At 61.3% G+C, this 21,861-nt stretch carries 22 protein-coding genes; 6 read left to right on the plus strand and 16 right to left on the minus strand.

All coding sequences use genetic code 11. The features are described 5' to 3' along the window. Nucleotides 1-6: 6 nt before the first annotated feature. The 4 genes from AMK02_RS14730 to AMK02_RS14745 all read right to left on the minus strand — a co-directional run bounded on the left by AMK02_RS14730 (nucleotide 7) and on the right by AMK02_RS14745 (nucleotide 4,327). Nucleotides 7-1,068, minus strand: coding sequence for a Gfo/Idh/MocA family protein (locus tag AMK02_RS14730; protein ID WP_064803887.1), 1,062 nt, complete (start codon nucleotides 1,066-1,068; stop codon nucleotides 7-9). Further along, nucleotides 1,065-1,904, minus strand: coding sequence for a carbohydrate ABC transporter permease (locus tag AMK02_RS14735; RefSeq protein WP_064803889.1), 840 nt, complete (start codon nucleotides 1,902-1,904; stop codon nucleotides 1,065-1,067). The genes AMK02_RS14730 and AMK02_RS14735 overlap by 4 nt, the downstream gene beginning before the upstream one ends. A gap of 9 nt (nucleotides 1,905-1,913) precedes the next feature. Then, nucleotides 1,914-2,861 (minus strand): carbohydrate ABC transporter permease, encoded by a 948-nt coding sequence (locus AMK02_RS14740; protein WP_064803891.1) that lies wholly within the window; start codon nucleotides 2,859-2,861, stop codon nucleotides 1,914-1,916. A gap of 206 nt (nucleotides 2,862-3,067) precedes the next feature. Next, nucleotides 3,068-4,327, minus strand: a complete 1,260-nt coding sequence (locus AMK02_RS14745) for an ABC transporter substrate-binding protein (RefSeq protein WP_064803893.1) — start codon at nucleotides 4,325-4,327, stop codon at nucleotides 3,068-3,070. Between the two features lie 525 nt (nucleotides 4,328-4,852). On the opposite strand from AMK02_RS14745, the gene AMK02_RS14750 reads away from it, so the two are divergent. Beyond that, nucleotides 4,853-5,737, plus strand: coding sequence for an N-acetylglucosamine kinase (locus AMK02_RS14750; protein ID WP_064803895.1), 885 nt, complete (start codon nucleotides 4,853-4,855; stop codon nucleotides 5,735-5,737). Continuing rightward, nucleotides 5,734-6,498 carry a GntR family transcriptional regulator gene (locus tag AMK02_RS14755; protein WP_064803896.1) on the plus strand — a complete coding sequence of 255 codons (765 nt, stop codon included), beginning with the start codon at nucleotides 5,734-5,736 and terminating at the stop codon, nucleotides 6,496-6,498. Before AMK02_RS14750 ends, AMK02_RS14755 begins: the two co-directional genes overlap by 4 nt. Nucleotides 6,499-6,501: 3 nt before the next feature. Here AMK02_RS14755 and AMK02_RS14760 read toward each other — a convergent pair whose 3' ends face one another. The 3 genes from AMK02_RS14760 to metH form a co-directional block, all read right to left on the minus strand. Then, on the minus strand, nucleotides 6,502-6,903 hold the full coding sequence (locus AMK02_RS14760) for a type II toxin-antitoxin system VapC family toxin (protein ID WP_064803898.1): 402 nt from the start codon (nucleotides 6,901-6,903) through the stop codon (nucleotides 6,502-6,504). Then, the gene (locus tag AMK02_RS14765) at nucleotides 6,900-7,133 is read right to left on the minus strand and encodes a type II toxin-antitoxin system Phd/YefM family antitoxin (RefSeq protein WP_064803900.1); all 234 of its coding nucleotides are present in this window, start codon (nucleotides 7,131-7,133) and stop codon (nucleotides 6,900-6,902) included. The genes AMK02_RS14760 and AMK02_RS14765 overlap by 4 nt, the downstream gene beginning before the upstream one ends. 178 nt (nucleotides 7,134-7,311) lie before the next feature. Continuing rightward, on the minus strand, nucleotides 7,312-11,085 hold the full coding sequence (gene metH, locus AMK02_RS14770; RefSeq protein WP_064803902.1) for a methionine synthase: 3,774 nt from the start codon (nucleotides 11,083-11,085) through the stop codon (nucleotides 7,312-7,314). 168 nt (nucleotides 11,086-11,253) lie between these two features. Here metH and AMK02_RS14775 point away from each other — a divergent pair, with 168 nt between their 5' ends. Continuing rightward, nucleotides 11,254-12,513, plus strand: coding sequence for an AGE family epimerase/isomerase (locus AMK02_RS14775; protein ID WP_064803904.1), 1,260 nt, complete (start codon nucleotides 11,254-11,256; stop codon nucleotides 12,511-12,513). Between the two features lie 65 nt (nucleotides 12,514-12,578). Here the strand turns inward: AMK02_RS14775 and AMK02_RS14780 are convergent, their stop codons facing one another. The 7 genes from AMK02_RS14780 to AMK02_RS14810 all read right to left on the minus strand — a co-directional run bounded on the left by AMK02_RS14780 (nucleotide 12,579) and on the right by AMK02_RS14810 (nucleotide 18,953). Continuing rightward, on the minus strand, nucleotides 12,579-13,073 hold the full coding sequence (locus tag AMK02_RS14780) for a heme-degrading domain-containing protein (RefSeq protein WP_064803906.1): 495 nt from the start codon (nucleotides 13,071-13,073) through the stop codon (nucleotides 12,579-12,581). Nucleotides 13,074-13,161: 88 nt separating this feature from the next. After that, nucleotides 13,162-13,773 (minus strand): flavin reductase family protein, encoded by a 612-nt coding sequence (locus tag AMK02_RS14785; protein ID WP_064803908.1) that lies wholly within the window; start codon nucleotides 13,771-13,773, stop codon nucleotides 13,162-13,164. A gap of 3 nt (nucleotides 13,774-13,776) precedes the next feature. Next, entirely contained in the window at nucleotides 13,777-14,520 is a 744-nt protein-coding gene (locus tag AMK02_RS14790) for an aspartate/glutamate racemase family protein (RefSeq protein WP_064803910.1), read from the minus strand. A gap of 1 nt (nucleotide 14,521) precedes the next feature. After that, nucleotides 14,522-15,343, minus strand: a complete 822-nt coding sequence (locus tag AMK02_RS14795; protein WP_064803911.1) for an ABC transporter permease — start codon at nucleotides 15,341-15,343, stop codon at nucleotides 14,522-14,524. Nucleotide 15,344: 1 nt separating this feature from the next. Next, nucleotides 15,345-16,256, minus strand: coding sequence for an ABC transporter permease (locus tag AMK02_RS14800; RefSeq protein ID WP_064803913.1), 912 nt, complete (start codon nucleotides 16,254-16,256; stop codon nucleotides 15,345-15,347). A gap of 264 nt (nucleotides 16,257-16,520) precedes the next feature. Continuing rightward, entirely contained in the window at nucleotides 16,521-17,819 is a 1,299-nt protein-coding gene (locus AMK02_RS14805; protein ID WP_064803915.1) for an ABC transporter substrate-binding protein, read from the minus strand. Nucleotides 17,820-17,864: 45 nt separating this feature from the next. Next, on the minus strand, nucleotides 17,865-18,953 hold the full coding sequence (locus tag AMK02_RS14810) for an ABC transporter ATP-binding protein (RefSeq protein WP_064803917.1): 1,089 nt from the start codon (nucleotides 18,951-18,953) through the stop codon (nucleotides 17,865-17,867). A 268-nt stretch (nucleotides 18,954-19,221) separates the two neighbouring features. Here AMK02_RS14810 and AMK02_RS14815 point away from each other — a divergent pair, with 268 nt between their 5' ends. Continuing rightward, nucleotides 19,222-19,932: a GntR family transcriptional regulator gene (locus tag AMK02_RS14815; RefSeq protein WP_064803919.1), complete on the plus strand. Its 711-nt coding sequence runs from the start codon at nucleotides 19,222-19,224 to the stop codon at nucleotides 19,930-19,932. A 28-nt stretch (nucleotides 19,933-19,960) separates the two neighbouring features. Here the strand turns inward: AMK02_RS14815 and AMK02_RS14820 are convergent, their stop codons facing one another. Both AMK02_RS14820 and AMK02_RS14825 read right to left on the minus strand, forming a co-directional pair. Beyond that, complete coding sequence (locus AMK02_RS14820; RefSeq protein ID WP_064803921.1) at nucleotides 19,961-20,371, minus strand: DUF4174 domain-containing protein; 411 nt, start codon at nucleotides 20,369-20,371, stop codon at nucleotides 19,961-19,963. Between the two features lie 222 nt (nucleotides 20,372-20,593). Beyond that, nucleotides 20,594-20,977, minus strand: coding sequence for a hypothetical protein (locus AMK02_RS14825; protein ID WP_038690240.1), 384 nt, complete (start codon nucleotides 20,975-20,977; stop codon nucleotides 20,594-20,596). 349 nt (nucleotides 20,978-21,326) lie between these two features. Between AMK02_RS14825 and AMK02_RS14830 the strand changes: the two genes are divergently transcribed. Together AMK02_RS14830 and AMK02_RS14835 are read left to right on the plus strand one after the other, a co-directional pair. Further along, nucleotides 21,327-21,533, plus strand: a complete 207-nt coding sequence (locus AMK02_RS14830; protein WP_064694756.1) for a hypothetical protein — start codon at nucleotides 21,327-21,329, stop codon at nucleotides 21,531-21,533. Between the two features lie 22 nt (nucleotides 21,534-21,555). Then, nucleotides 21,556-21,795: a DUF2934 domain-containing protein gene (locus AMK02_RS14835; RefSeq protein WP_011426157.1), complete on the plus strand. Its 240-nt coding sequence runs from the start codon at nucleotides 21,556-21,558 to the stop codon at nucleotides 21,793-21,795. Nucleotides 21,796-21,861: the final 66 nt, after the last annotated feature.

The following is a 21,861-nucleotide window of genomic DNA, read 5'->3' on the forward strand; positions in this document are numbered from 1 at the left end:
TTTCCCTTACAATCTGACCGGCTGGCCGGTGCGCACGCTCTCGTCGGCGGCAAGGCAGATGCGTAGTGACGCCACCGCATCCGCCATGTGGCGATCGAGGTTCAGATCCTCGCGGATCGCCCTCAGCATGAAGGCCTGTTCCAGGTCGCAGAGTGCCTGATGACCGGGCTCGCCCGTCATCCTCATATCCTGGTCGGGCTGGATGAACTTGCCGTCCGGGCCGGTCTCGGCCGTGTGCAGACGGATCACCGAGGTTTTGGTGTGCGTGTCGATATCGTCGGACTTGGCGTTCGGATCCATGACGATCGACACCGCCCCCTTCGGCGACATCACGTCCTTCACGAAAAAGGCAGTCTCCGAAATCATCGGCCCCCAGCCGGCCTCGTACCAGCCGACCGAACCGTCTTCGAAGAGCACCTGCAGGTGGCCATAATTATACATGCCGGCGACGATCTCATCGGAGAGCCGCAGCCCCATGCCGCGCACCTCGACTGCCCTGGCATCGGTGATCTGGCACATGACGTCGATATAATGCACGCCGCAATCGACGATCGGCGAGGTCGTCTGCATCAGCGACTTGTGCGTCGCCCAGGTCGGGCCGCTGGACTGCTGGTTGAGGTTCATGCGGAAGACGTAAGGCGGGCCGAGTTTGCGCGCCTCCTCGATCAGTCTCGTCCAGGACGGGTGATGGCGCAGGATATAACCGATCACCAGCTTGCGCCCCGCCTTCCTTGCCGCAGCAACAACCCGCTCGGCGTCGGCGACGGTCGTCGCCAGCGGCTTTTCCACGAAGACATGGCAGCCGGCCGCGAAGGCAGCGACGGCATAATCGGCATGGCTGTCGGAATAGGTGTTGATCGAGCAGAGGTCCGGCTTCAGCTCGGCAAGCGCCGTCATGAAATCGGGATGAACCGTATAGGCCTGCAGCGCGGGCTCCAGCGCCGGCGTCGAGCGATTGACGAGACCGACGATCTCAAAGCCGGGATTGTTGTGATAGGCAAGCGCATGGCTGCGGCCCATATTGCCGAGACCGGCAACGAGGACGCGGATCGGATTCTCCTGGCTCATTTGACAGCCCCTGACGTAATGCCGCGGATCAGCTGCCGCGAGAAGATGACGTAGAGGACGAGGATTGGCAGGATAGCCAGCGACAGCGCCGCCAGCACCGCATTCCAGTTGGTGACGAACTGGCCGATGAAGATCTGCGAGCCGAGCGTCACCGTCTTGGTGCTTTCGGCGGGCGCCAGGATCAGCGGGAACCAGAGATCGTTCCAGATCGGGATCATGGTGAAGACGGCGACGGTCGCCATGGCCGGCCGCACCAGCGGCAGTACCAGCCGGAAGAAGATCGCGTATTCGGAAAGCCCGTCGATGCGCCCGGCATTCTTGAGATCGTCAGAAACCGTGCGCATGAATTCCGACAGGATGAAGATCGCCAGCGGTATGCCCTGCGCGGTATAGACGAGGATCAGCGCCGTCAGCGTATTGACGAGACCGGCTGCCACCATGCCCTGCAGGATCGCCACTGTGCCGAGACGGATCGGGATCATGATGCCGATCGCCATATAGAGCCCGAGCAGCATATTGCCGCGGAAGCGATATTCCGACAATGCGAAGGCCGCCATGGCGCCGAACAGCAGCACGAGCAGGATCGAGACGATCGTCACGATGAAGCTGTTCTGGAAATAGGTGGCGAAATCGCCCTGCCCCAGCACCGTCTGATAGCCGACGAGGCTGAAGGTCGACGGCGTCGGGATCATCAAAGGCGCGCGGAAGATCGAAGCGCGATCCTTGAACGAGTTGACGATGGTCAGGAACACCGGAAACAGCGCGACCAGCGTGTAGGCGGAGAGCGCCAGATGCAGGAGGCCGGTGCGGATCGGAGATGTGCGTGCCTTGGACATGCGCGCTCCTCAGAACTGGTAGCGACGCATGCGCCGCTGGATGACGAAGAGATAGAACGAGACACCGGCGAGGATGATGAGGAACATCACCGTGGCGATCGTCGCGCCCATCGAGCGGTCGCCGAGCTGAAGCTGGAACCCGAAGAAAGTCCGGTATAGCAGCGTACCGAGAATATCCGTCGACATGTCAGGCCCGGCAAGCGCCCCCTGCACCGTGTAGATCAGGTCGAAGGCGTTGAAATTGCCGACGAAAGTCAGGATCGAGATGATGCCGATCGCCGGCAGGATGAGCGGCAGCTTGATCTTCCAGAACTGCGCCCAGCCGGTGATGCCGTCACATTCGGCCGCCTCGATCACCTCTTCGGGGATGCTCAGAAGCGCGGCATAGATCAGCATCATCGGAATGCCGATATATTGCCAGTTGGAGATCAGCGACACGGCGATCAGCGCCGAGCCGGGCTTGCCGAGCCAAGGGGCGAACAGGAATTTCAAGCCGATAAGATCGAGCATCCAGGGCGCCACGCCCCAGATCGGCGACAGGATCAGCTTCCAGATGAAGCCGACGATGACGAAGGAAAGCAGCGTCGGCAGGAATATCGCCGTGCGGTAGAAGGCCACCCCGCGCAGCTTCGGCACCGAAAGTAGGGCAGCGAGCGCAATGCCGATCGGGTTCTGCACGCACATGTGGATGGCGAAGAAGAGCAGGTTGTTGACCAGCGCATTCCAGAAATCATGCGCCCAGCGAGGATCGCCAAACAGCACTTTGTAGTTAGCCAGGCCGACGAAGGCCGGCTGCCCGTCAACCGTATTGTACAGCGAAAGCCTGAGCGTTTCGATGAGCGGCAGCACCATAACCGCGGAATAGACGATCACCGCAGGCAGCATGAAAACGAAGATATGCCAGCGCACCGGGCGCTTGATCAGGACGAAATCGGCCGCGTTGTCGGTTTGGCTCATGGCAATTGCCCGTTCTGGTCACTGGCCGCAAGGCGCAGCGCAGATGGAAAACATGCTCCCACCCTAACCCTCCACCCACCTGGAGAGGGAACACGCCCGTGATGAAATCGGGCTGGGAGGTCGCTGCGAGTCTCCTTCTCCCCGCGAGCGGGGAGAAGGTGGCCGGCAGGCCGGATGAGAGGCCGCAAACGCCGCCCCTCGCCACATCACTTGGCCGGCTTGTACCAGCTGTCGAGACCCTTCTGGAGCTTCTCTGCAGCGACCTGCGGCGTATCCGTGCCGTTGACCACGTTGGCTGATTCGATCCAGGTCTCGTTTTCGAGATTCGGCGTGCCGCGCGACAGGATCTGATAAGTCGAGCGCATGGTCGACTTATACGGGCCGCGCCAGGAGACGAATTCCTGAGCGAGCGGATCGGACATCTTGACCGGCTTGGAGTTCAGGCTGAAGAACCCCGGCAGCGCATTGGCGTAGATATCGGCGAATTCAGGCGAAGCGACCCAGCTCAGGAACTTCTTGGCCTCCTCGGCATGTGGGCTCTTGGTGTTCAGACCGACGCCAATATCCGGATGGTCGGAGATGTAGCCCGCGTCGCCTGCCTTCGGAACTGGCGGCGGGAAGGCGCCCATCTTGAACTGGGCCTGGCTGTTGAACAACGAGATTTCCCACGAACCCGCCGGATAGATCGCGGCACGGCCAAGCGTGAAGAGGTTCTGGCTGTCTGAATAGGTCTGGGCTTCGAAACCGTCGCCGAGATAGGGCTTCCACTTGGCAAGCTCTTCATAGGGCTTGACCCACTCGGCATCCGTCAGCTTCTGCTTGCCTTCGATCAGAGCCTTGCGGCCGTCTTCGCCCTTCCAGTAGTTCGGACCGATATTCTGGTAGCCCATGGTCGCGGCTTCCCAGAGATCCTTGGTGCCCATGGCGAGCGGAATATAGGTGCCGTCCGCCTTGATCTTGTCGAGCGCTGCGTAGAATTCGTCCTGCGTCTTCGGCACGGAGATGCCGAGCTTGTCGAAGGCATCCTTGTTGTAGATGAAGCCGTGAATAACCGAAGCCATCGGCACGCAGAAGGTCGTCTTTCCGTCGTCGGTCGTCCAGGCGGCCTTGGCGACCGGCGAGAAGTTCTCCATGCCGGGCAGATCATTCAAGCTGGCAAGATTGCCCTTCTCGAAGAGGCCGCGCGATTTATCGAAGGGACGGCAGGTGATGATGTCGCCTGCGCTGCCCGCGGCGAGCTTGGCTTCGGTGGCAGCGTCGTATTCGGTCGGCGCAGTCGGCGAGAAGACGACTTTGATGCCCGGGTTCTTCGCTTCGAAGGCCGGAATGATCTTCTCCTGCCAGATCTGCAGGTCGTCATTGCGCCAGCTTTCGACCGTCAGCGTAACGTCGGCGGCATGCACGAGACCGGCCGACGTCAGCAGGCTGGAGGCAAGCAGCAAGCTTTTCAGAGCAGTGTTTTTCATTTCCCTCTCCTGTTTTTAGCGCCGAAGGCGCCGTTTTCGATCTGAAACAAGCAATTGGCGTGTCTGAGGAAACACCCAATGCCCCTTGGAGGGCCGCCAGCGAAGCCGGCCCCGAAAGCTCGATGGACCGAAAGCGCTCGCCTGCGGTCGGACTGCGCGCTTTTCGGTGACCCGCACCGGACGCGCCGAAAATAATGGGAAAGCCGATGGATGCCTGAATTCCATCTTCGGCCCGACAGGGCCGCCGGCATTCTGGCACTCATCCTCGAAGCGGTTCCGGCTTGGTTTTGCTGCCGGTTTTCGTGGGGCTTCGAAACGCTGTTCCCTTTTACCGAATTAAGTCCAAAAAAATACCAATTGTCCAGACGAATTTTAACTTTTCGGCTTCCAAGGCTTCATTAAAAATTTTTATCAAGGAAAATCAATCAGATAAAAAGGTACAATTTCTCCGCCGTTCCCACTTGGTAAATGGTATTTTTTTGGTATTGTATGGAAAACAGGTGAGACGGCGTATTCGGAGGTCCGATGACAGAGCTTGCAATCGGCATAGATGGCGGCGGGACGAGCTGCCGGGCCGCGGTCGCGGACAGAAACGGCACTATCATTGGCCGCGGCAAATCAGGCCCGGCTAATATTCTGTCCGATCTGGAAAACTCTCTCCTCAATATTGTCGAATCCGCCCGGCTGGCTTTGCACGATGCCGAGCTCGCCGCGGAAACCATTTCCTCCGTCGCAGCAGTCGTCGGCGTCGCCGGCGCTAATGTCACGGATTATGGCCAGCGAATCGAAAAGGCCCTGCCCTTTGCCGAAGGCCGCGTTGTTACCGACGCGCTGATCGCCCTGCAGGGCGCGCTCGGCGATGCCGACGGCATCGTCGGCGCCTTCGGCACCGGCTCGGTCTATAACGCCCGGAAAGATGGTCGGCTGAACGGCATCGGCGGCTGGGGCTTCGTCGTTGGCGACCAGGCAAGCGGCGCTCGCCTGGGCCGCGACCTGATGGAACGATCGCTGCTCGCCCATGACGGCGTGCGCCCGGCATCGCCGATGACTGAGGCGATCCTGGCGGAATATGGCGATGATCCCGAGCGCATCGTCGAATTTGCGCATTCTGCAAGACCGACGGATTTTGCCCGTTATGCACCTGTCGTCTTCGAACATGCAACGAGCGGCGATGCGGTCGCGGTCGGCATCGTCACGGACGCGGCAACGGCGATCGGCGAAAGCCTTGAAGCGCTGCTCTGGCCCGGATGCCCGTCAATCTGCCTGCTTGGCGGTCTTGCGGAAGCCTATGAGCCCTGGCTTCCCCAACGCTACAGACAGCTGCTTGCCAAACCGAAAAACGATGCCCTTCACGGCGCGGTGGAACTTGCGGTCAAGCTCCTGAACGAGCGACAGAGAGGTGCGGCATGACCGACGATCTCGCAACAATCCTCTCCCTGGAACGCCTGCAGGCGGCCGGCACCGGCCCGCTCTACGTCAAGCTGCGCCGCACGCTCGAAGAGGCCGTGCGCGCCGGCACGCTTGGTCACGGCGACGCGCTGCCGCCGGAGCGCGACATCGCCGAACTTGCCGCCGTCAGCCGGGTCACCGTGCGCAAGGCGATCGACGAGCTCGTCGCCGACGGCCTGCTGGTGCGCCGCCACGGCTCGGGCACCTTTGTCGCCAAGCCGGTCTCCAAGGTGGAGCAGCGCCTGTCGCAGCTCACCTCTTTCACCGAAGACATGGCACGCCGCGGCATGTCCTCCCGCTCGGAATGGCTGCATAAGGGCATCCACACCCCCTCACCCGACGAGATGATGATCCTTGGCCTCGCCGCAGGCTTGAAGGTTTCGCGCCTCTCGCGCCTGCGCATCGCCGACGACCAGCCGCTGGCGATCGAGAACGCCAGCGTCTCCGGCGAATTCCTCCCCGATCCCTCCGCCGTGACCAATTCGCTCTACGCCGAACTCGAACGCCTCAACGTCCGTCCGGTCCGCGCCGTCCAGCGCATTTCGGCGACCAATATGAAGGAAGCCGATGCCCAGCTTCTCGGCGTCTCCGTGGGTGCGGCCGGCCTGTCAATCGAACGCATCTCCTATCTCGGCTCCGGCCGCGCCGTCGAATTCACCCGCTCGCTCTATCGCGGCGACGCTTATGACTTCGTGGCCGAGCTGACGATCGGGGTGACATAAGGCCTACCAGAAGCGGGCAATCCAAAGCTGATTTCCGGCGAGTTCATCGAAAATCGTGTCGGCGGAAATGATCGGTATCCCATTCTCCATGGCAGTCGCAGCGAGAAACCTGTCGAACGGATCACGGTGCGCCCAGTCCATCATGGCTGCTGCCAGACAGACATCCGGGGTCAATGCTGCTGCAATGGCGCCCTGCTCCTGCAGTAAGTCCGGCAGCCGGCCGACGAAAGGCTGCATCTCCGGCCATTTGCCGACACGCACTTTCTGCCCGATTTCAAACAGGGATATTGGACTGACAAGAATGGTCTCAGCCTTTTCAATCAGAGCGATCGCCTTGGCCGAGAGCCGCTTGTCGCCGGTCAACGACCATGCCCAGGCATGGGTGTCGAGCAGAAGCGAATTCACTCGATCCCTTCCCAGGCCGCGACTTCACTTTCGTCAATTGGCTCAAAAAAGTCCGGCCCATCTCCAGCAACCTGCCCTTTGAGCAAACCGATCTTGAAGGAAGACTGCACAATCGGAATGATCTTCACGACAGGCTTGCGCCCCTTGGCGATCACCACCTCCTCACCGGAAAGGGCGGCATCGATCAATTTCGACAGATTGGTCTTTGCGGCATGAATGGTCACTTGCATCGCAGTCCTCATTAGCTAACTTGGCTAAGGATACCATTCCGCGTTCAAATCCGCTATCGAATTCACGAAGCCCCACTCGAAATTATCAAGACTATCAAAAGTATGAAGCCGGAAGGTGACTCACTTTCCGGCTTCATTGTTTTTTTGATTCATCACGTTAAGAACGGCGAATGCGTCTCTATGCCGCGTCCTCAATCTCCTCGTCTGCCTTGCGCGGCACGTAGTTCAGCACCGGCCCGAGCCAGCGTTCGACCTCGGAAACCTCCATGCCCTTGCGCTTGGCATAGTCCTCCACCTGGTCCCGCTCCACCTTGGCGACGCCGAAATAATAGGAATCGGGATGGCCGATATAGATGCCGGATACAGATGAGCCGGGCCACATCGCATAGCTCTCCGTCAGCTTCACGCCGGCGGCTTTTTCTGCATCGAGCAACTTGAAGAGCGTTGCCTTTTCCGTGTGGTCGGGCTGGGCGGGATAACCGGGCGCCGGACGGATGCCGGCATAGGCTTCGCCGATGAGATCCTCGTTGCTGAGGTGCTCATCCCTTGCATAACCCCAATATTCGCGCCGCACCTGCTCATGCATGCGCTCAGCAAAGGCTTCCGCAAAGCGGTCGGCCAGCGCCTTGACGAGGATCGAGGAGTAGTCGTCGTTCGACCGCTCGAAGCGTTCGGCGATGGCGATTTCCTCGATACCGGCCGTTACCACGAAGCCGCCGACATAGTCCTGCACGCCGCTTGTGACTGGCGCGACGAAGTCCGAAAGCGCCACATTCGCCCGCCCGTCCCGCTTCGACAGCTGCTGGCGAAGCGTGTAGAAGGTGGCAAGCTCCTGGCCGCGGCTTTCGTCGGTGAACAGGCGGATGTCGTCGCCGACGGCGCCTGCCGGCCAGAAGCCGATGACGGCGCGCGGGCGGAACCACTTCTCATCGATGATCTTCTTCAGCATGGCCTGCGCATCGGCCCAGAGCGCACGCGCCGCCTCGCCCTGCTTCTCGTCTTCGAGAATGGCGGGGAAACGACCGCGCAATTCCCAGGTCTGGAAGAACGGCGTCCAGTCGATGTATCTCGCGAGTTCGGCCAGATCGTAATCCTCGAACACCCGTGTGCCGAAGAACTCAGGCTTGGTCGGCTTGTAGGCCGACCAGTCGATCTTATGCGCGTTCTCGCGAGCCCGCGACAGTGGCAAACGCACCTTCTCCGCTTCACTGCGGGCATGCGCGGCCGCCACCTTGGCGTATTCGGCTCTTATATCGTCGACATAGCCCTGCCGCGTCTCCGGCGAGAGCAGCGCCGAGACGACGCCGACGGCGCGGCTCGCATCGGTGACATAGACCGCCTGGCCCTTGTTGTAGCCGGGATGGATCTTCACAGCCGTATGCACGCGGCTGGTCGTGGCGCCGCCGATCAGCAGCGGAATCTCGAAGCCCTGCCGTTCCATCTCGGACGCAACATGCACCATCTCGTCGAGCGACGGCGTGATCAGACCGGAAAGACCTATGACGTCGACCTTTTCGGCGATCGCCGTTTCAAGGATCTTCGTCGCCGGCACCATGACGCCGAGGTCGACGATCTCGTAATTGTTGCAGGCGAGCACGACGCCGACGATGTTCTTGCCGATATCGTGCACGTCGCCCTTGACCGTCGCCATCAGGATCTTGCCCGCCGACTGCCGATCGTCGCCGCCATTGAGGCGCTTCTCCTCCTCCATATAGGGGAGAAGGACGGCAACGGCCTGCTTCATGACGCGGGCGGATTTAACGACCTGCGGCAGGAACATCTTGCCCGAGCCGAAGAGATCACCGACGACGTTCATGCCGGCCATCAGCGGCCCTTCGATGACGTGCAACGGCCGGGCGGCCCGCCGGCGCGCCTCTTCCGTATCGGCCTCGATATATTCGGTGATGCCGTTGACCAGCGCGTGCTCGAGACGCTTCTCGACGCTCCATTCGCGCCAGGAGAGGTCCTGGACACGGCCCTCCTTTGCCCCGGCGCCACGGAAACGTTCGGCCACTTCGAGCAGCCGTTCGGTGCTGTCGGCACGGCGGTTCAGCACCACGTCCTCGCAGGCTTCGCGCAGCTCGGGATCGATGTTGTCGTAGACGGCCAGCTGGCCGGCATTGACGATGCCCATGTCCATACCCGCCTGGATGGCGTGGTAGAGGAACACCGCGTGCATCGCCTCGCGCACCGGCTCGTTGCCGCGGAACGAGAAGGACAGGTTGGAGACGCCGCCGGAGATATGCACGAGCGGCATGCGCTCACGGATCGTCCGCGTCGCCTCGATGAAGTCGACACCGTAATTATTGTGCTCTTCGATGCCGGTCGCGACCGCGAAAATATTGGGGTCGAAGATAATATCCTCGGGCGGGAACCCGATCTTTTCGGTCAGCAGCGTGTAGGCACGCTCGCAGATTTCCACCTTGCGCTCATAGCTGTCGGCCTGTCCCGTTTCGTCGAAGGCCATGACGACGACGGCCGCACCGTAATTGCGCAGGAGCCTCGCCTGGGTGAGGAAATTCTCCTCGCCTTCCTTCAGCGAGATCGAGTTGACGATCGGCTTGCCCTGCACCCGCTTCAGGCCGGATTCGATGATCGAGAATTTCGACGAGTCGATCATCACAGGCACGCGGGCGATGTCGGGCTCGGCGGCGATCAGATTGAGGAACTCGACCATCGCCTTCTCGGAATCGATCAGGCCCTCGTCCATGTTGATGTCGATCACCTGCGCGCCGTTCTCGACCTGGTCGCGCGCCACATCGAGCGCTGCCGTGTAGTCGGCATTGGTGATCAGCTTGCGGAACTTCGCCGAGCCGGTGACGTTGGTGCGCTCGCCGACATTGACGAAGGGAATGTCCTTGGTCAGCTCGAAAGGTTCGAGGCCAGACAACGACATGAAGGGGCGATGTTCCGGGATTGGCCGCGGCTTGTACTTGGCGACGGTCTCGGCGATCGCCCTGATATGTTCGGGCGTCGAGCCGCAGCAGCCGCCGACGATGTTGACCAGACCTTCACGGGCAAAACTGTCGATCTGGGCCGCCATCAGCTCCGGCGTTTCGTCATACTGGCCGAATTCGTTCGGCAGGCCGGCATTCGGATAGGCGCAGATGAAGGTGTCGGCGACGCCCGACAGTTCCTGCAGGTGCGGGCGCATCGCGTTCGCCCCGAGCGCGCAGTTGAGGCCGATCGTGAAGGGATTGGCGTGGCGCACCGAATTCCAGAAGGCCGACGGCGTCTGGCCGGAGAGCGTACGGCCGGAAAGGTCGGTAATCGTGCCGGAGATCATCACCGGCAGGCGCACGCCCTTGGCCTCGAAACGCTCCTCGCAGGCGAAAATCGCCGCCTTGGCGTTCAGCGTGTCGAAGATCGTCTCGATGAGGATGATGTCGGCACCGCCGTCGATCAGCCCGTCGATCTGCTCGCCATAGGCTTCCCTGAGATCGTCGAAGGTGACGGCGCGGAAGCCGGGATTGTTGACGTCGGGCGAGATCGAGGCGGTGCGGTTGGTCGGGCCGATGGCGCCGGCGACGAAACGGCGGCGGCCGTCCTCGCGCTCGGCGCGCAGAGCCGCGCGGCGGACGATTTCGGCACCTTCCTTGTTGAGGTCGTAGACGGCGCCTTCCATCTGGTAATCGGCCTGGGCGATGCGGGTCGAGGAGAAGGTGTTGGTCTCGAGAATATCGGCGCCGGCTTTGGCGTATTTGTAATGGATCTCTTCGATCGCATCCGGCTGGGTCAGGATCAGAAGGTCGTTATTGCCTTTCTGGTGGCAGGCGCAGCCGATGAAGCGGGTGCCGCGAAACTGGTCTTCGTCATAGCCGAGGCCCTGGATCTGCGTGCCCATGGCGCCGTCGAGGACGAGGATGCGCTCGCTGGCGGCTTTGCGCAGCGCTGCGAAAACTTCACTGCCGTCACGCTTGCCCGTTTCCGGACCAAAGAGAGTATCAAACACGGGAGGGCTCCTTGACGTCGTAAGACCAGACTTCCAGATCACATAAAGATATCTTTATGTCAATATATGGCTGTCGATTTCGTGCTTTGCAAAGCTTGCCCGATGACAGGCTCGCCCGAGCTCTATATAGGCCTTTGCTAGGCTTGTGCACGAAATCGGAGGAGTATCATGGCACCCGCAACCGGCAACGCCGCGCTTGGAAACTGGACAAGCCGCGCCTATCACCGCAGCTGGCTGCTGGCGCAGGCAAATGACCTCTTCGATTTCTTCCAGCACGATTCGATCAATCCCAAGGGTGGCTTCTACGATCTCGACGACACCGGCAGGCCACTCGATGCCGAGGGCCAGGTGCGCAGCATCCATATTGCGGCGCGCGCGGTCCATTGCTTCTCGATCGGCGCCCTGCTCGGCCGTCCCGGCGCCTCCGACGTCGTCGACCACGGCATGGACTATCTCTGGTACCACCATCGCGACCGCAAGAACGGCGGCTATTTCTGGTCACTCGACAATAACGGTCCGGTCGATTCCAACAAGCAGGGCTATGGCCACGCTTTCGTCCTGCTCGCCGCCTCCTCGGCCAAGACGATCGGTCATCCGCTGGCCGACGGCATGCTGGCCGATATCACCGAGATCCTGAACAAGAAGTTCTGGGAACCGCGCCACGGCGCGATCGCCGAGGAATTCACCGCCGACTGGCAGCCGCTCGACGGCGGCGCCTATCGCGGCCAGAATTCCAACATGCACCTGACCGAAGCGCTGATGGCCGCCTTCGAAGCCACCGGCGACAGGGATTACCTCACTAAGGCCGAAAGCATCGCCGATCTCGTCATCCGCCGGGCGGCCGGTTCGGTCGACTGGCGCGTCGCCGAACATTTCGACGCCGAATGGAACCTCGATAAGCAATACTATCATCCAAACGAAATGTTCCGCCCGGCCGGTACGACGCCCGGCCACTGGCTGGAATGGGCGCGGCTCATCCTGCAGCTCTGGGCGCTCGGCGGCAAGCGCATCGCCTGGATGCCGGATGCGGCCAAAGCCCTCTTCGAGCAATCCATGGCGCTCGGCTGGGACAGCGACAAGGGCGGCTTCTTCTATACGCTCGATTGGAACGACAAGCCCGCCAAGCGCAACAAGCTCTGGTGGCCGGCCTGCGAGGGGGCGGCTGCCGCGCATTTCCTCAACGAGCACCTGCCGAGCGACTACCACGAGGAATGCTACCGCAAGATCTGGAACGTGATCGAACGCGCCTTCATCGACCATAAGAACGGCGGCTGGCACGAGGAACTGACGGAGGACCTCGTTCCCTCGCATTCGCTCTTCCCCGGCAAGGGCGATATTTACCACGCCCTGCAGGCCTGCCTCATCCCGCTCTTCCCGGCAACGGGCAGCCTGACGAAGGGCATCGCCGAGGCCGGCGGCAGGCTATGACGGCTGTTTCCGCGGCCGGCCGCCGGCAGTCCGGCGCTCGGATTGTGCCGGCAGATGCGGCCGCGTCACAGCGGTGCGAGCCGCAATGTATCCAGATCCTTCGCCAGCATCAGCGCTAAGGCCTCGACCACAAGATTGTGGTCGTCGCGCTGCGGCAGGCCGGAGACGGTGACGGCGCCGATGCAGCCCGTGCCTTTGACATTGATCGGAAAACTGCCGCCATGCGGCGCATAATCGGCGCCATCAAGCCCGTTGTCCTCGACGGTCTTGCCGTCCTTGCTGAGCTTCAGGCCAGAGGCATAGCTGCTGCGGAAATAGCGCAGCACCATATTGCGCTTGCGGCGAACCCAATTGACGTTGTCGGGTGTCACACCCGGGAGTGCGGCGTAAAAGACCGGCATCGAATGCAGCGTTACGTCGATCGCAATGCCGAGGCCGCGCTCGCTGGCGAGTTCCTGCAGAAGCTTGCCGAGCTGCCAGGCAGTGGTGAGATCGAAGGCGTCGAAGCTCAGCGCCTTTTCCTGCTCGGCGATCCGACTGAGATCGTTGTCGATTGTCATGATAGGCGCTCCTTTCCTGCAATGATCCGCCGCAGACCATTCTCATCAGGAGAGAAAAAGTAAAGCAAAACTTGGACCTACCCTGATGTCAGAGCTTCGGCGTCAGCATTTCGAAACGATCGCGGATGGTGGTGCAGGTATCGCCGCCCAGTCTCGCAATGGCATCGACGGCGGCCGGATCGACATGCAGCCGTTCCGGATCGACAACACCGTCGCGGTAATGCGCATAGACGATCTCGCCCAGGATAATCTGCCGCGAGCGGCCGAGCTCCAGCGTCACATGCCGCCGGCATTCGAAGGCAGCCGGCGCCTCGGCGATAAAGGGCGACGCCACCTTCGCGCCCGGTATCGCCGTCAGCCCCGCCTGCTTCAGTTCATCGACGCCCCGCGGATATTTCGCGCCGCAGACATGCATGGCCTCGGAGATCGCAAAGGAGACGATGTTGACCGTGAAGACCTCCGTCATGCGGATATTGTGGCCGGTGTCCTTGAACGACATGTCGGCATTGTTCTCGACCCCGATCGCGAGAATCGGCGGATCCGCCGACAGGCAGTTGAAGAAGCTGAAGGGGGCGGCGTTGATCCGGCCGTGTTCATCGACCGTCGTCACCAGCGCGATCGGCCGCGGAATGATCGTGCCGATCATCAGCTTGTAACGCTCGCGCTCGGAAAGCTCTTTGAAGTCGAACGAGACCGCCATGGTTCAGCCGATTTTCGGGGTCGGCGAGAAACCGTTCATCGCGCCCATAAAGGGTTTCGCCAGCGGCGAGGCATAGGAGCCGCGCTTGCTGGTGGAAAGCCCAAGCGACACCAGCGCCTCGGCCTGTTTGACGGCGGCCGCCACACCGTCGATGACGGGCACGCCGTAGATATCCTGCAATTCCCGGGCAAGATCCGTCATGCCGGCACAGCCGAGCACGATCGCCTCGGCGCCGTCTTCGGTAAGCGCCCGCTCGATCTCGGCCCTCAGCTTGCCGATCGCGCCCGAAGCCGCGTTTTCCAACTCCAGTACCGGGATGTCGGAGGCGCGCACCTTGGCGCGCTCGCCCATACCGTAGCGGCGCACCAGATTGTCGATCAGCACCCGCGACCGCTCCAGCGTCGTCACCACAGTAAAGCGCTGCGCCAGGAAACCGGCCGTCACGACGGCGGATTCGCAAAGCCCGAGGATCGGCACATCGGCGAAACTTCGCGCTGCGTCGAGCCCGGTATCGTCGAAGCAGGCAATGACCGCCGCGTCGTAACCCGCCGCCTGCCGCTCCTTAAGTTCCAAGAGCAGGCCGGGAATCGCTAGCGCCCCGTCGTAATGTCCCTCGATGGAGACCGGCCCCATGCTGGATGTGGCGGCGATGATCTCGGTGCCGGATGCCGCCACCGCACGCGCGGCGACCGCAGCCTTCTCGGTCATGGAGGCCGTGGTGTTCGGATTGACGATGAGGATGCGCATATCAGTCTATCTTTGCCTGCCGCCGCCCCAGCATGGTCATGATGCCGAGAGCGATTAGAATGATGGTGAAGGAAAACAGCGTCGTCACCGTGCCGAGTGCATAGAGCACCGGCGTCGTGACGTTGGTGGTCATACCGTAGATTTCGAGCGGCAGCGTATTGTAGCTGCCCGAGGTCATCAATGTGCGTGCGAATTCGTCATAGGACAGCGTGAAGCCGAACAGCCCGACGCCGATCAGGCTCGGTGCGATCATCGGCAGCACGACGTGCCGGAACGTCTGCCAGGAGGTGGCGCCGAGGTCGCGGGCCGCCTCCTCATAAGCCGGCGAGAAACGGTTGAAGACGGCAAACATGATCAATACGCCGAAGGGCAGCGTCCAGGTCAGATGTGCGCCGAAGGCCGAGGAATACCATGCGGGCTTGAGACCGCCCTCCTGGAACACAACGCCGATGCCGAGCGAAATGATGATCGAGGGTACGACGAGGCTGGCGACCGTGGCGTAGAAAAGCGCGGTCGATCCGCGGAAACGGCGGCGGAAGGCAAGGCCGGCCAGCAGTGATACGACGACGGTCACCACCATCACCATCAGCCCGAGGGTGAAGGAGCGGCGGAACGAGGCGCCGAAATCGCCGACCGCCTGCTTCTCGAACAGATTGAAGAACCAGTGGGTGGAAACGCCATTCATCGGGAAGGTCAGGCCGCCGTCCGGTCCCTGGAAGGAGAGGATCAGGATCGCCGAGAGCGGGCCGTAGAGGAACAGTACGAAGACGATGAAGAAGATCGCCAGCAGATAGAATTCCAGGCCGCGTTTTTCGTGGTTCATCTCAAAGCTCCTTGCGGATATCGACGACACGCAGGATGGCGGCGACCATCATGAGCACCACCGCAAGCAGCACCACCGCATTGGCGGCGGCCGCCGGATATTGCAGCAGCGACATCTGGTTCTTCATCATCAGCGCCACCGAGGCGCTCTGGCCGCCGGACATGACCTGCACCGTCGAAAAGTCCGCCATCACGAGCGTCACCACGAAGATCGTGCCGATCGCCATGCCGGGTTTGGCAAGCGGAATGACCACGTTCCACAGCACCTGCCAGCCCGATGCGCCGGCATCGCGCGCCGCCTCGAACAGCGAGCGGTCGATGCGCATCAGCGTGTTGAAGATCGGCGTCACCATGAACAAGGTATAGAGATGCACCATGGCGAGCACGACGGCGAAATCGGAATAGAGCAGCCATTCGATCGGTTGCGGAATGATGCCCATCTTGATCAGCGCTGAATTGACCAGGCCGTTGCGTCCGAGCACCGGGATCCAGGAGATCATGCGGATGATGTTCGAGGTCATGAACGGCACGGTGCAGACGAGGAAGAGGATCATCTGCGTCGAGGTCTTGCGGATGTGGAAGGCCAGGAAATAGGCGACCCAGAAGCCGATGACGAGCGTCAGCGCCCAGACGATGGCGGTGAATTTCAGCGTGTTGAGATAGGTCTTCCACGTCACCCATGAACCGAGCGTGTCGGTGTAGTTCATGGTGAGGAAATCGGGATAAAGGCCGGCGAAATCGTAGTCCCAGAAGCTAACGACCGCGATCATGGCGATCGGCAGCAGGAAGAAGAAGCCGAGGATGGCGATCAGCGGCGTTGCCTGGAGGTAGGAGATGGTGGAGGGAGAGAGGCGGAAGGCGCGGACTCGCGCACCGTGTTTGCCTTCCTCCGTTGCCGCTGCGATGGTCGCCATGATCGGTTCTCCGTTTCCTCATTATGCAGGTCGGGCAAGGAGCCCCCTCATCCGCCTGCCGGCACCTTCTCCCCGCTGGGGAGAAGAGGAATCGCGGCGGCGCCTCGGCCACCGCGAACCTCGATTTTCTTCACGCGACCCCAACCGCGAATTCCCGCTTCTCCCCAGCGGGGAGAAGATGCCCGAAGGGCAGATGAGGGGGCGGAGCAAAGCGACCTCTTGAGCGATAGCAAAGATAGCGGCTCTCCGCCCTCCCGGCAGGCCTTACGCCGCGATGAACTCGTTCCAGCGGCGGACCATGTAGCGGTCCTCGTCCATGACCGAGTTCCAGCAGGCGACGGCGCCCATGCGGGCTTCGAAGGCGCCGCCGTCGCGCACTGCGCCGGCCTTTTCCATGACCTTGCCTTCGGGAGAGAGGATGTCGCCCTGCGCCGGCTTGCCTTCGATCCAGTAGCCCCACTCGTCTGCCGTCATGAAGTTCTTGGCGGTTTCCATGCAGGCGGAATAGTAACCCTGGCGGTTGAGGTAGCCGCCGACCCAGCCCGACGTGTACCAGTTGATATATTCGTAAGCCGCATCGAGCTGTGCGCCCTTGAGATGCGCGGCAAGGCCGAGGCCGCCGCCCCAGGCGCGGTAGCCTTCCTTCAGCGGCTGGTATTTGCAGGCGATGCCCTTGGAGCGGACGGCCGCAACGGCCGGCGACCACATCGACTGGATGACGACCTCGCCCGACGCCATCAGGTTGACCGACTCGTCGAAGCTCTTCCAGAAGGCGCGGAACTGGCCGTCGCCCTTGGCCTTGATGAGGAATTCGATCGTCTTGTCGATCTCTTCCTTGGTCATGTTGCCCTTGTCGGCATATTTGATGTTGCCCAAGGCTTCCATGATCATCGCCGCATCCATGATGCCGATCGACGGAATGTTGAGGATCGAGGTCTTGCCCTTGAACTTCGGGTCCATGATATCGGCCCAGCTCGTAATGTCGCGGCCGACGAGATCGGGACGGATGCCGAGCGTATCGGCATTGTAGATGGTGGGAACCATCGTCATCCACTGCGTCGGCTCCTTGGCGAATTTTTTGGCGCCCTGCGCCTCGACGAAGCCGACCGTGTGCGGTGCCGTGCCCTGGGCGATAACGCTGTCCGGCTTCATCTTGCCGTTGATGAAGAGCGGCACGATCTTGTCGTAATATTTGAGCTTCTTGACGTCCATCGGCTGCAGCACGCCTGTCGGAAACACCTTTTTGGCGATCCAGTATTCGATGTCGGCGATGTCGTAGCTGTCGGGCTGGGTGACGGCACGCTGAGCGGCGGCGTCGGAATCGGTCGCCGTCATCTCAAGCGTGATACCGAGGTCGGCCTTGCACTTCTCGGCGATGGCGTTGATGTTCGAAACGCCGGTGCCGAACTGGCGAAGCGTGATGTTGGTCTTCGCCCAGATTGTGGGAAAGCCAGTGATGGCGCCAGAGCCGGCGATGGCGCCGACGGCGGCAGCACCCGTCTTCAAGAGCGTACGGCGGGATAGGCCCTTCGCAGTCTTCGTCGATGTCGTTTCAGTCGTCATGTCAGTTCCCCTTTTTGTTGATGCGGAAGGTTGGTTGATGATGGTTCATGCGGAGGAGCGGCCGAGAAGCACGGCGTCATCGAGTTCCCAGCTGAGCGCGACGGTCTCGCCGACGGCGACCGGACGGGCGAAATAGTCGTTGTCGTCTGATATGACGGTGAAGTCGTCGCTGCCGGCGCCGACAACGGTGATCTTCACCGAGGAGCCGCGATATTCGACGTTGGTGACGATGCCGTTGAAGCCGAGCGTCCACTCGGTCGCCACCTGCAGGCGTACACGATCGGTGCGGATGCCGATATCGACCGGCTCGCCGACTTCCCTGCCCTCGCCCCGCACGGAAAAGCTTTGCCCCTCCGGCACGGTCATGACCAGCATGCCGTCCGCGCTCGACGTCACCCGGCCGGACAAAACGTTATGGTCGCCCATGAAGCGGGCGACGAAAGCGGTTGCCGGCTTCTCGAAAACCTCGCGGGGTGCCGCCGCCTGCTCGATGCGGCCGTCATTCATGATGACGATGACATCGGCGAGCGCCATCGCCTCTTCCTGGCTGTGGGTGACGTGGACGAAGGTGATGCCGAGCGACTTCTGCAGCTTCTTGAGCTCTGCGCGCATACGGATCTTCAGGAAGGGGTCGAGCGCCGACAGCGGCTCGTCGAGCAGCAGCGCCTCCGGATCGGTGATCAAGGCGCGGGCCAGCGCCACACGCTGCTGCTGGCCGCCGGAAAGCTGAGCCGGACGCCTGTTGGCGTAGGGCTCCATCTGCATCAGCTTCAGCATCTCAAGCGCCTTGGCCCGCCGCTCCGCCTTGTCGACACCCTTCATCTTCAGGCTGAAGGCGACATTCTCGACCAGGTCGAGATGCGGAAACAGCGCATAGGACTGGAACATCATCGCCGTGCCGCGCTTGGCCGGCGGAAAATCGGTGACGACCGTATTGCCCAGCCGGATATCGCCTGAAGAAATGCTCTCATGACCGGCGATCATGCGCAGCGTCGAGGTCTTGCCGCAGCCCGACGGGCCGAGGAAGCAGCAATAGGAGCCGGCCGGAATCTTCAGGCTGATCCCATGCACGGCCATCGTCGCTCCGTAGACCTTCGAAACGGATACTATATCGATCTCTGCCGCTTTCGACATCATGCCTTCCCCTGTTCGGGAAAGATGATGCATCTGCCGTGCCAATCGCCTCCAACTTCGATTAAGCTCTTAACAGGAAAGGACTTTAACACTCGAAACCGTGCAGGCGCATTTTATGAGCACCGCATCGTCTGCACATCATTTAGGCTATCGTCTGCAATTTACGCAGAAAATCGTATACAATTTAACCGCTGTTTCGATGACAAATTCCGTTTAACTTTTGCCGCGAAGCCGGGTATGGTTTGCCCGCCATCAGGGAATAGTCTTCATGAAATCCGCCGCCAAGGCCATGCAGGCCGAAGAAATCGCCGAAACCGGCGCGCACCAGATCCGCGACGCCATTCGAGAGGCGATCGTCGAGCGCAGGCTTTCCCCCGGCACCAAGCTTTCCGAAAGCGATGTCGGCAATCTTTTCAATGTCAGCCGCACACTTGCCCGCGCAGCGCTGCAGGCGCTTTCCTATGAGGGCCTGGTCAGCGTCGAGAAGAACCGCGGCGCCTTCGTCGCCTATCCCTCCCCTGATGAGGCCCGCCAGATCTTTTCCGCCCGGCGCCTCGTCGAGCCCGGCATATTGCGCGAGGCGGCGGCGCGGATCACCGCTGACGATATCAGGAATCTGCGAGAGCTTTTGCAGGAAGAAGGCCGCCTGATGAGCGAGCGCGGCCAGACGGCCCGGCGCGCCGAGATCAAGGCATCCGGCGATTTCCACCTGATGCTGGCCGAAATTTCGGGCAATGCCATCATGCAGCGCTTCATGGAGGAGCTCGTCGCCCGCTCATCCCTTGTCATCGCGCTCTATGGCCAGTCGACCGCTTCCAGCTGCGGCCATTCCGAACATGGCGACATCATATCGGCGATCGAAGACAACGAACTCGACCGCGCCTGCCAGCTGATGCTGCATCACATCGCCCATATCGAATCCGATCTCGACCTGCGCGAACGCAAGAGCCTCGGCCTCAAGGAGGCCTTCGAACTCTGAACGGGTGAGCACACGTCGACCGCAGCTATCACGACGCCTTCTTCGGCAGCTTGTCCAGCGCGGCGAAAATTTCTTCCGCCGTGCGCGGCTCGCTGGAGCGCAGCTTCACCGTGCCGTCACGCCCGATCAGGATCAGCCCGAACTCGCTGTAAGGCGGCCCCTGCAGCCGCTCGCGAATATCGTCCGCATCAAGTTCCCAGCCATCGTCGAACAGCGAAAAAGCGCCGCCGCCGGCGATGATGAAGACTTCGACGTCTTCCTCAATGAGGCGCATCTGTGCATTCCGCAACCATTCGTCCTGGATTGCTGGGCGGTCGTCCTGCGCATCGGCGAAGATGATCAGCACCCGTTTGCTGTCTCGAAACCGCTCGAGCGATTGTGGAAGGTCCGGCTCACGTCGCGGTGTGCCGATGATTTCATGAACGATGGATCTCAGCATGGTGCTATTCCTCGCCCGTCATCTCACGGGCCTGTAACTGCGCCATTGCAGCGGTCGCGTATTTCAAGACGCGCAAGAACGCTGTAACGCGCTGAATAACTGAATAATTCCCAATCCGATACGAACTGGGAACATGCAGTAAACGGCTGGAATTGGGGGAGGTTCCGACGAAGCGGAAAAGGATCGCAGCTCAACATCTGTTGGCCACGATCCTTTTTCCCGTCAGTCGCGGCTCTGGTCCTCGGCCGCATGCGCCGAGACGGCGACGAGGTCCGCTGTGCCGTTGGCAAGCAGGCGTTTGCGCACCAGCACGCGCATGACGCGTGCCGCTGTCGAGAAGGTCATCTGGTCGAGCGGACCTTCGCCCTCCCACGGCTTGGTCAGCCGCTCGGTGACGGCGCCGACGATATTCATCGGCACGATGTCGGTGCATTCGCGCATGGCTTCGAAAACGAAACTGATCGGGATGACCCTTCCTTCATGGGTCACGATCGGTTCGGTCAATTCGCTGTCCCATTCCTCGAAAGCGTAAAGTGCTTCGCGAAACAGCTGCTGGAGGGTAAACGGCGCGTGGCCGTTATGAAGTGGCGGCAGGGCATTCATCATGTCTGTCTCCTCTTGATGGATTAAGCCAAAATCCTCCTGGATCGGTCGGCATGAACGCGGGGAACACAGCGTTTTTTGCCCCTGCGGACCGAATAACACGATTGATTCTATAGAGTAACACTCCGTGAATAAAGCCCGTTTCTCGACCGAGGCGGCACCCGTTTTCCTAAATGCATGAAATTCCTGCATGTTTTAGGCGAAATTTTCTCAGTGAGCCGGATTCTTGAAAATCTATGCCAGCCGCGTGGGAATGGCGCGGGAGGCGGAAAAAACCCTGAAATCACGGAACTTTTGCGGCTGTAATCTGTTTTGTTCGCGCACTTCGTAACAGCAGATGGGGTTACCACCAATGACGCAGATCCGTGAACCGGAGCGGCGGTCCAGAGTCCTGCGCGGCCGTCCTTACAGCCTTGACGAATTCGCCTCCAAATATGGCCTGCGCAGCGACCAGGCCGAGAGCCTGTTCACCCGCTTCGGGCCCTCCTCGATCGAACTCGATTTGCTGATGGCAGCCAAGCGCCGCGCGCCTGTTCTGCCGGACAGAATTGCCGAATAACGCCTTTCACGGGAATCGATAGATGAGCGACAGACGCCATGAGTGGATCAGCAAACGGGCCTATGCGATCTGGGAAGAACAGGGCCGCCCTGACGGCCGGGACGGCGAACATTGGCGCCAGGCAGTCGCCGAGCGGGACGCGCTGGAACGCACGCAGGCCTCCGTCGATGGACGCGAGGTGCTAGTGAAGTTCCGCCCGAAGCCGCAACGGCCGGAACTGCCGCGCGACGGCTGGCTCACCCCGCCCGCCAAGGCCGGCTGATCCGACGGCCAACCGCGAGATTCTGCACGGCGCCGCTCAATTGCACTGCATCCCGGATGCCGATGG

The organism is Rhizobium sp. N731, assembly GCF_001664145.1.
Lineage (GTDB): Bacteria > Pseudomonadota > Alphaproteobacteria > Rhizobiales > Rhizobiaceae > Rhizobium > Rhizobium esperanzae.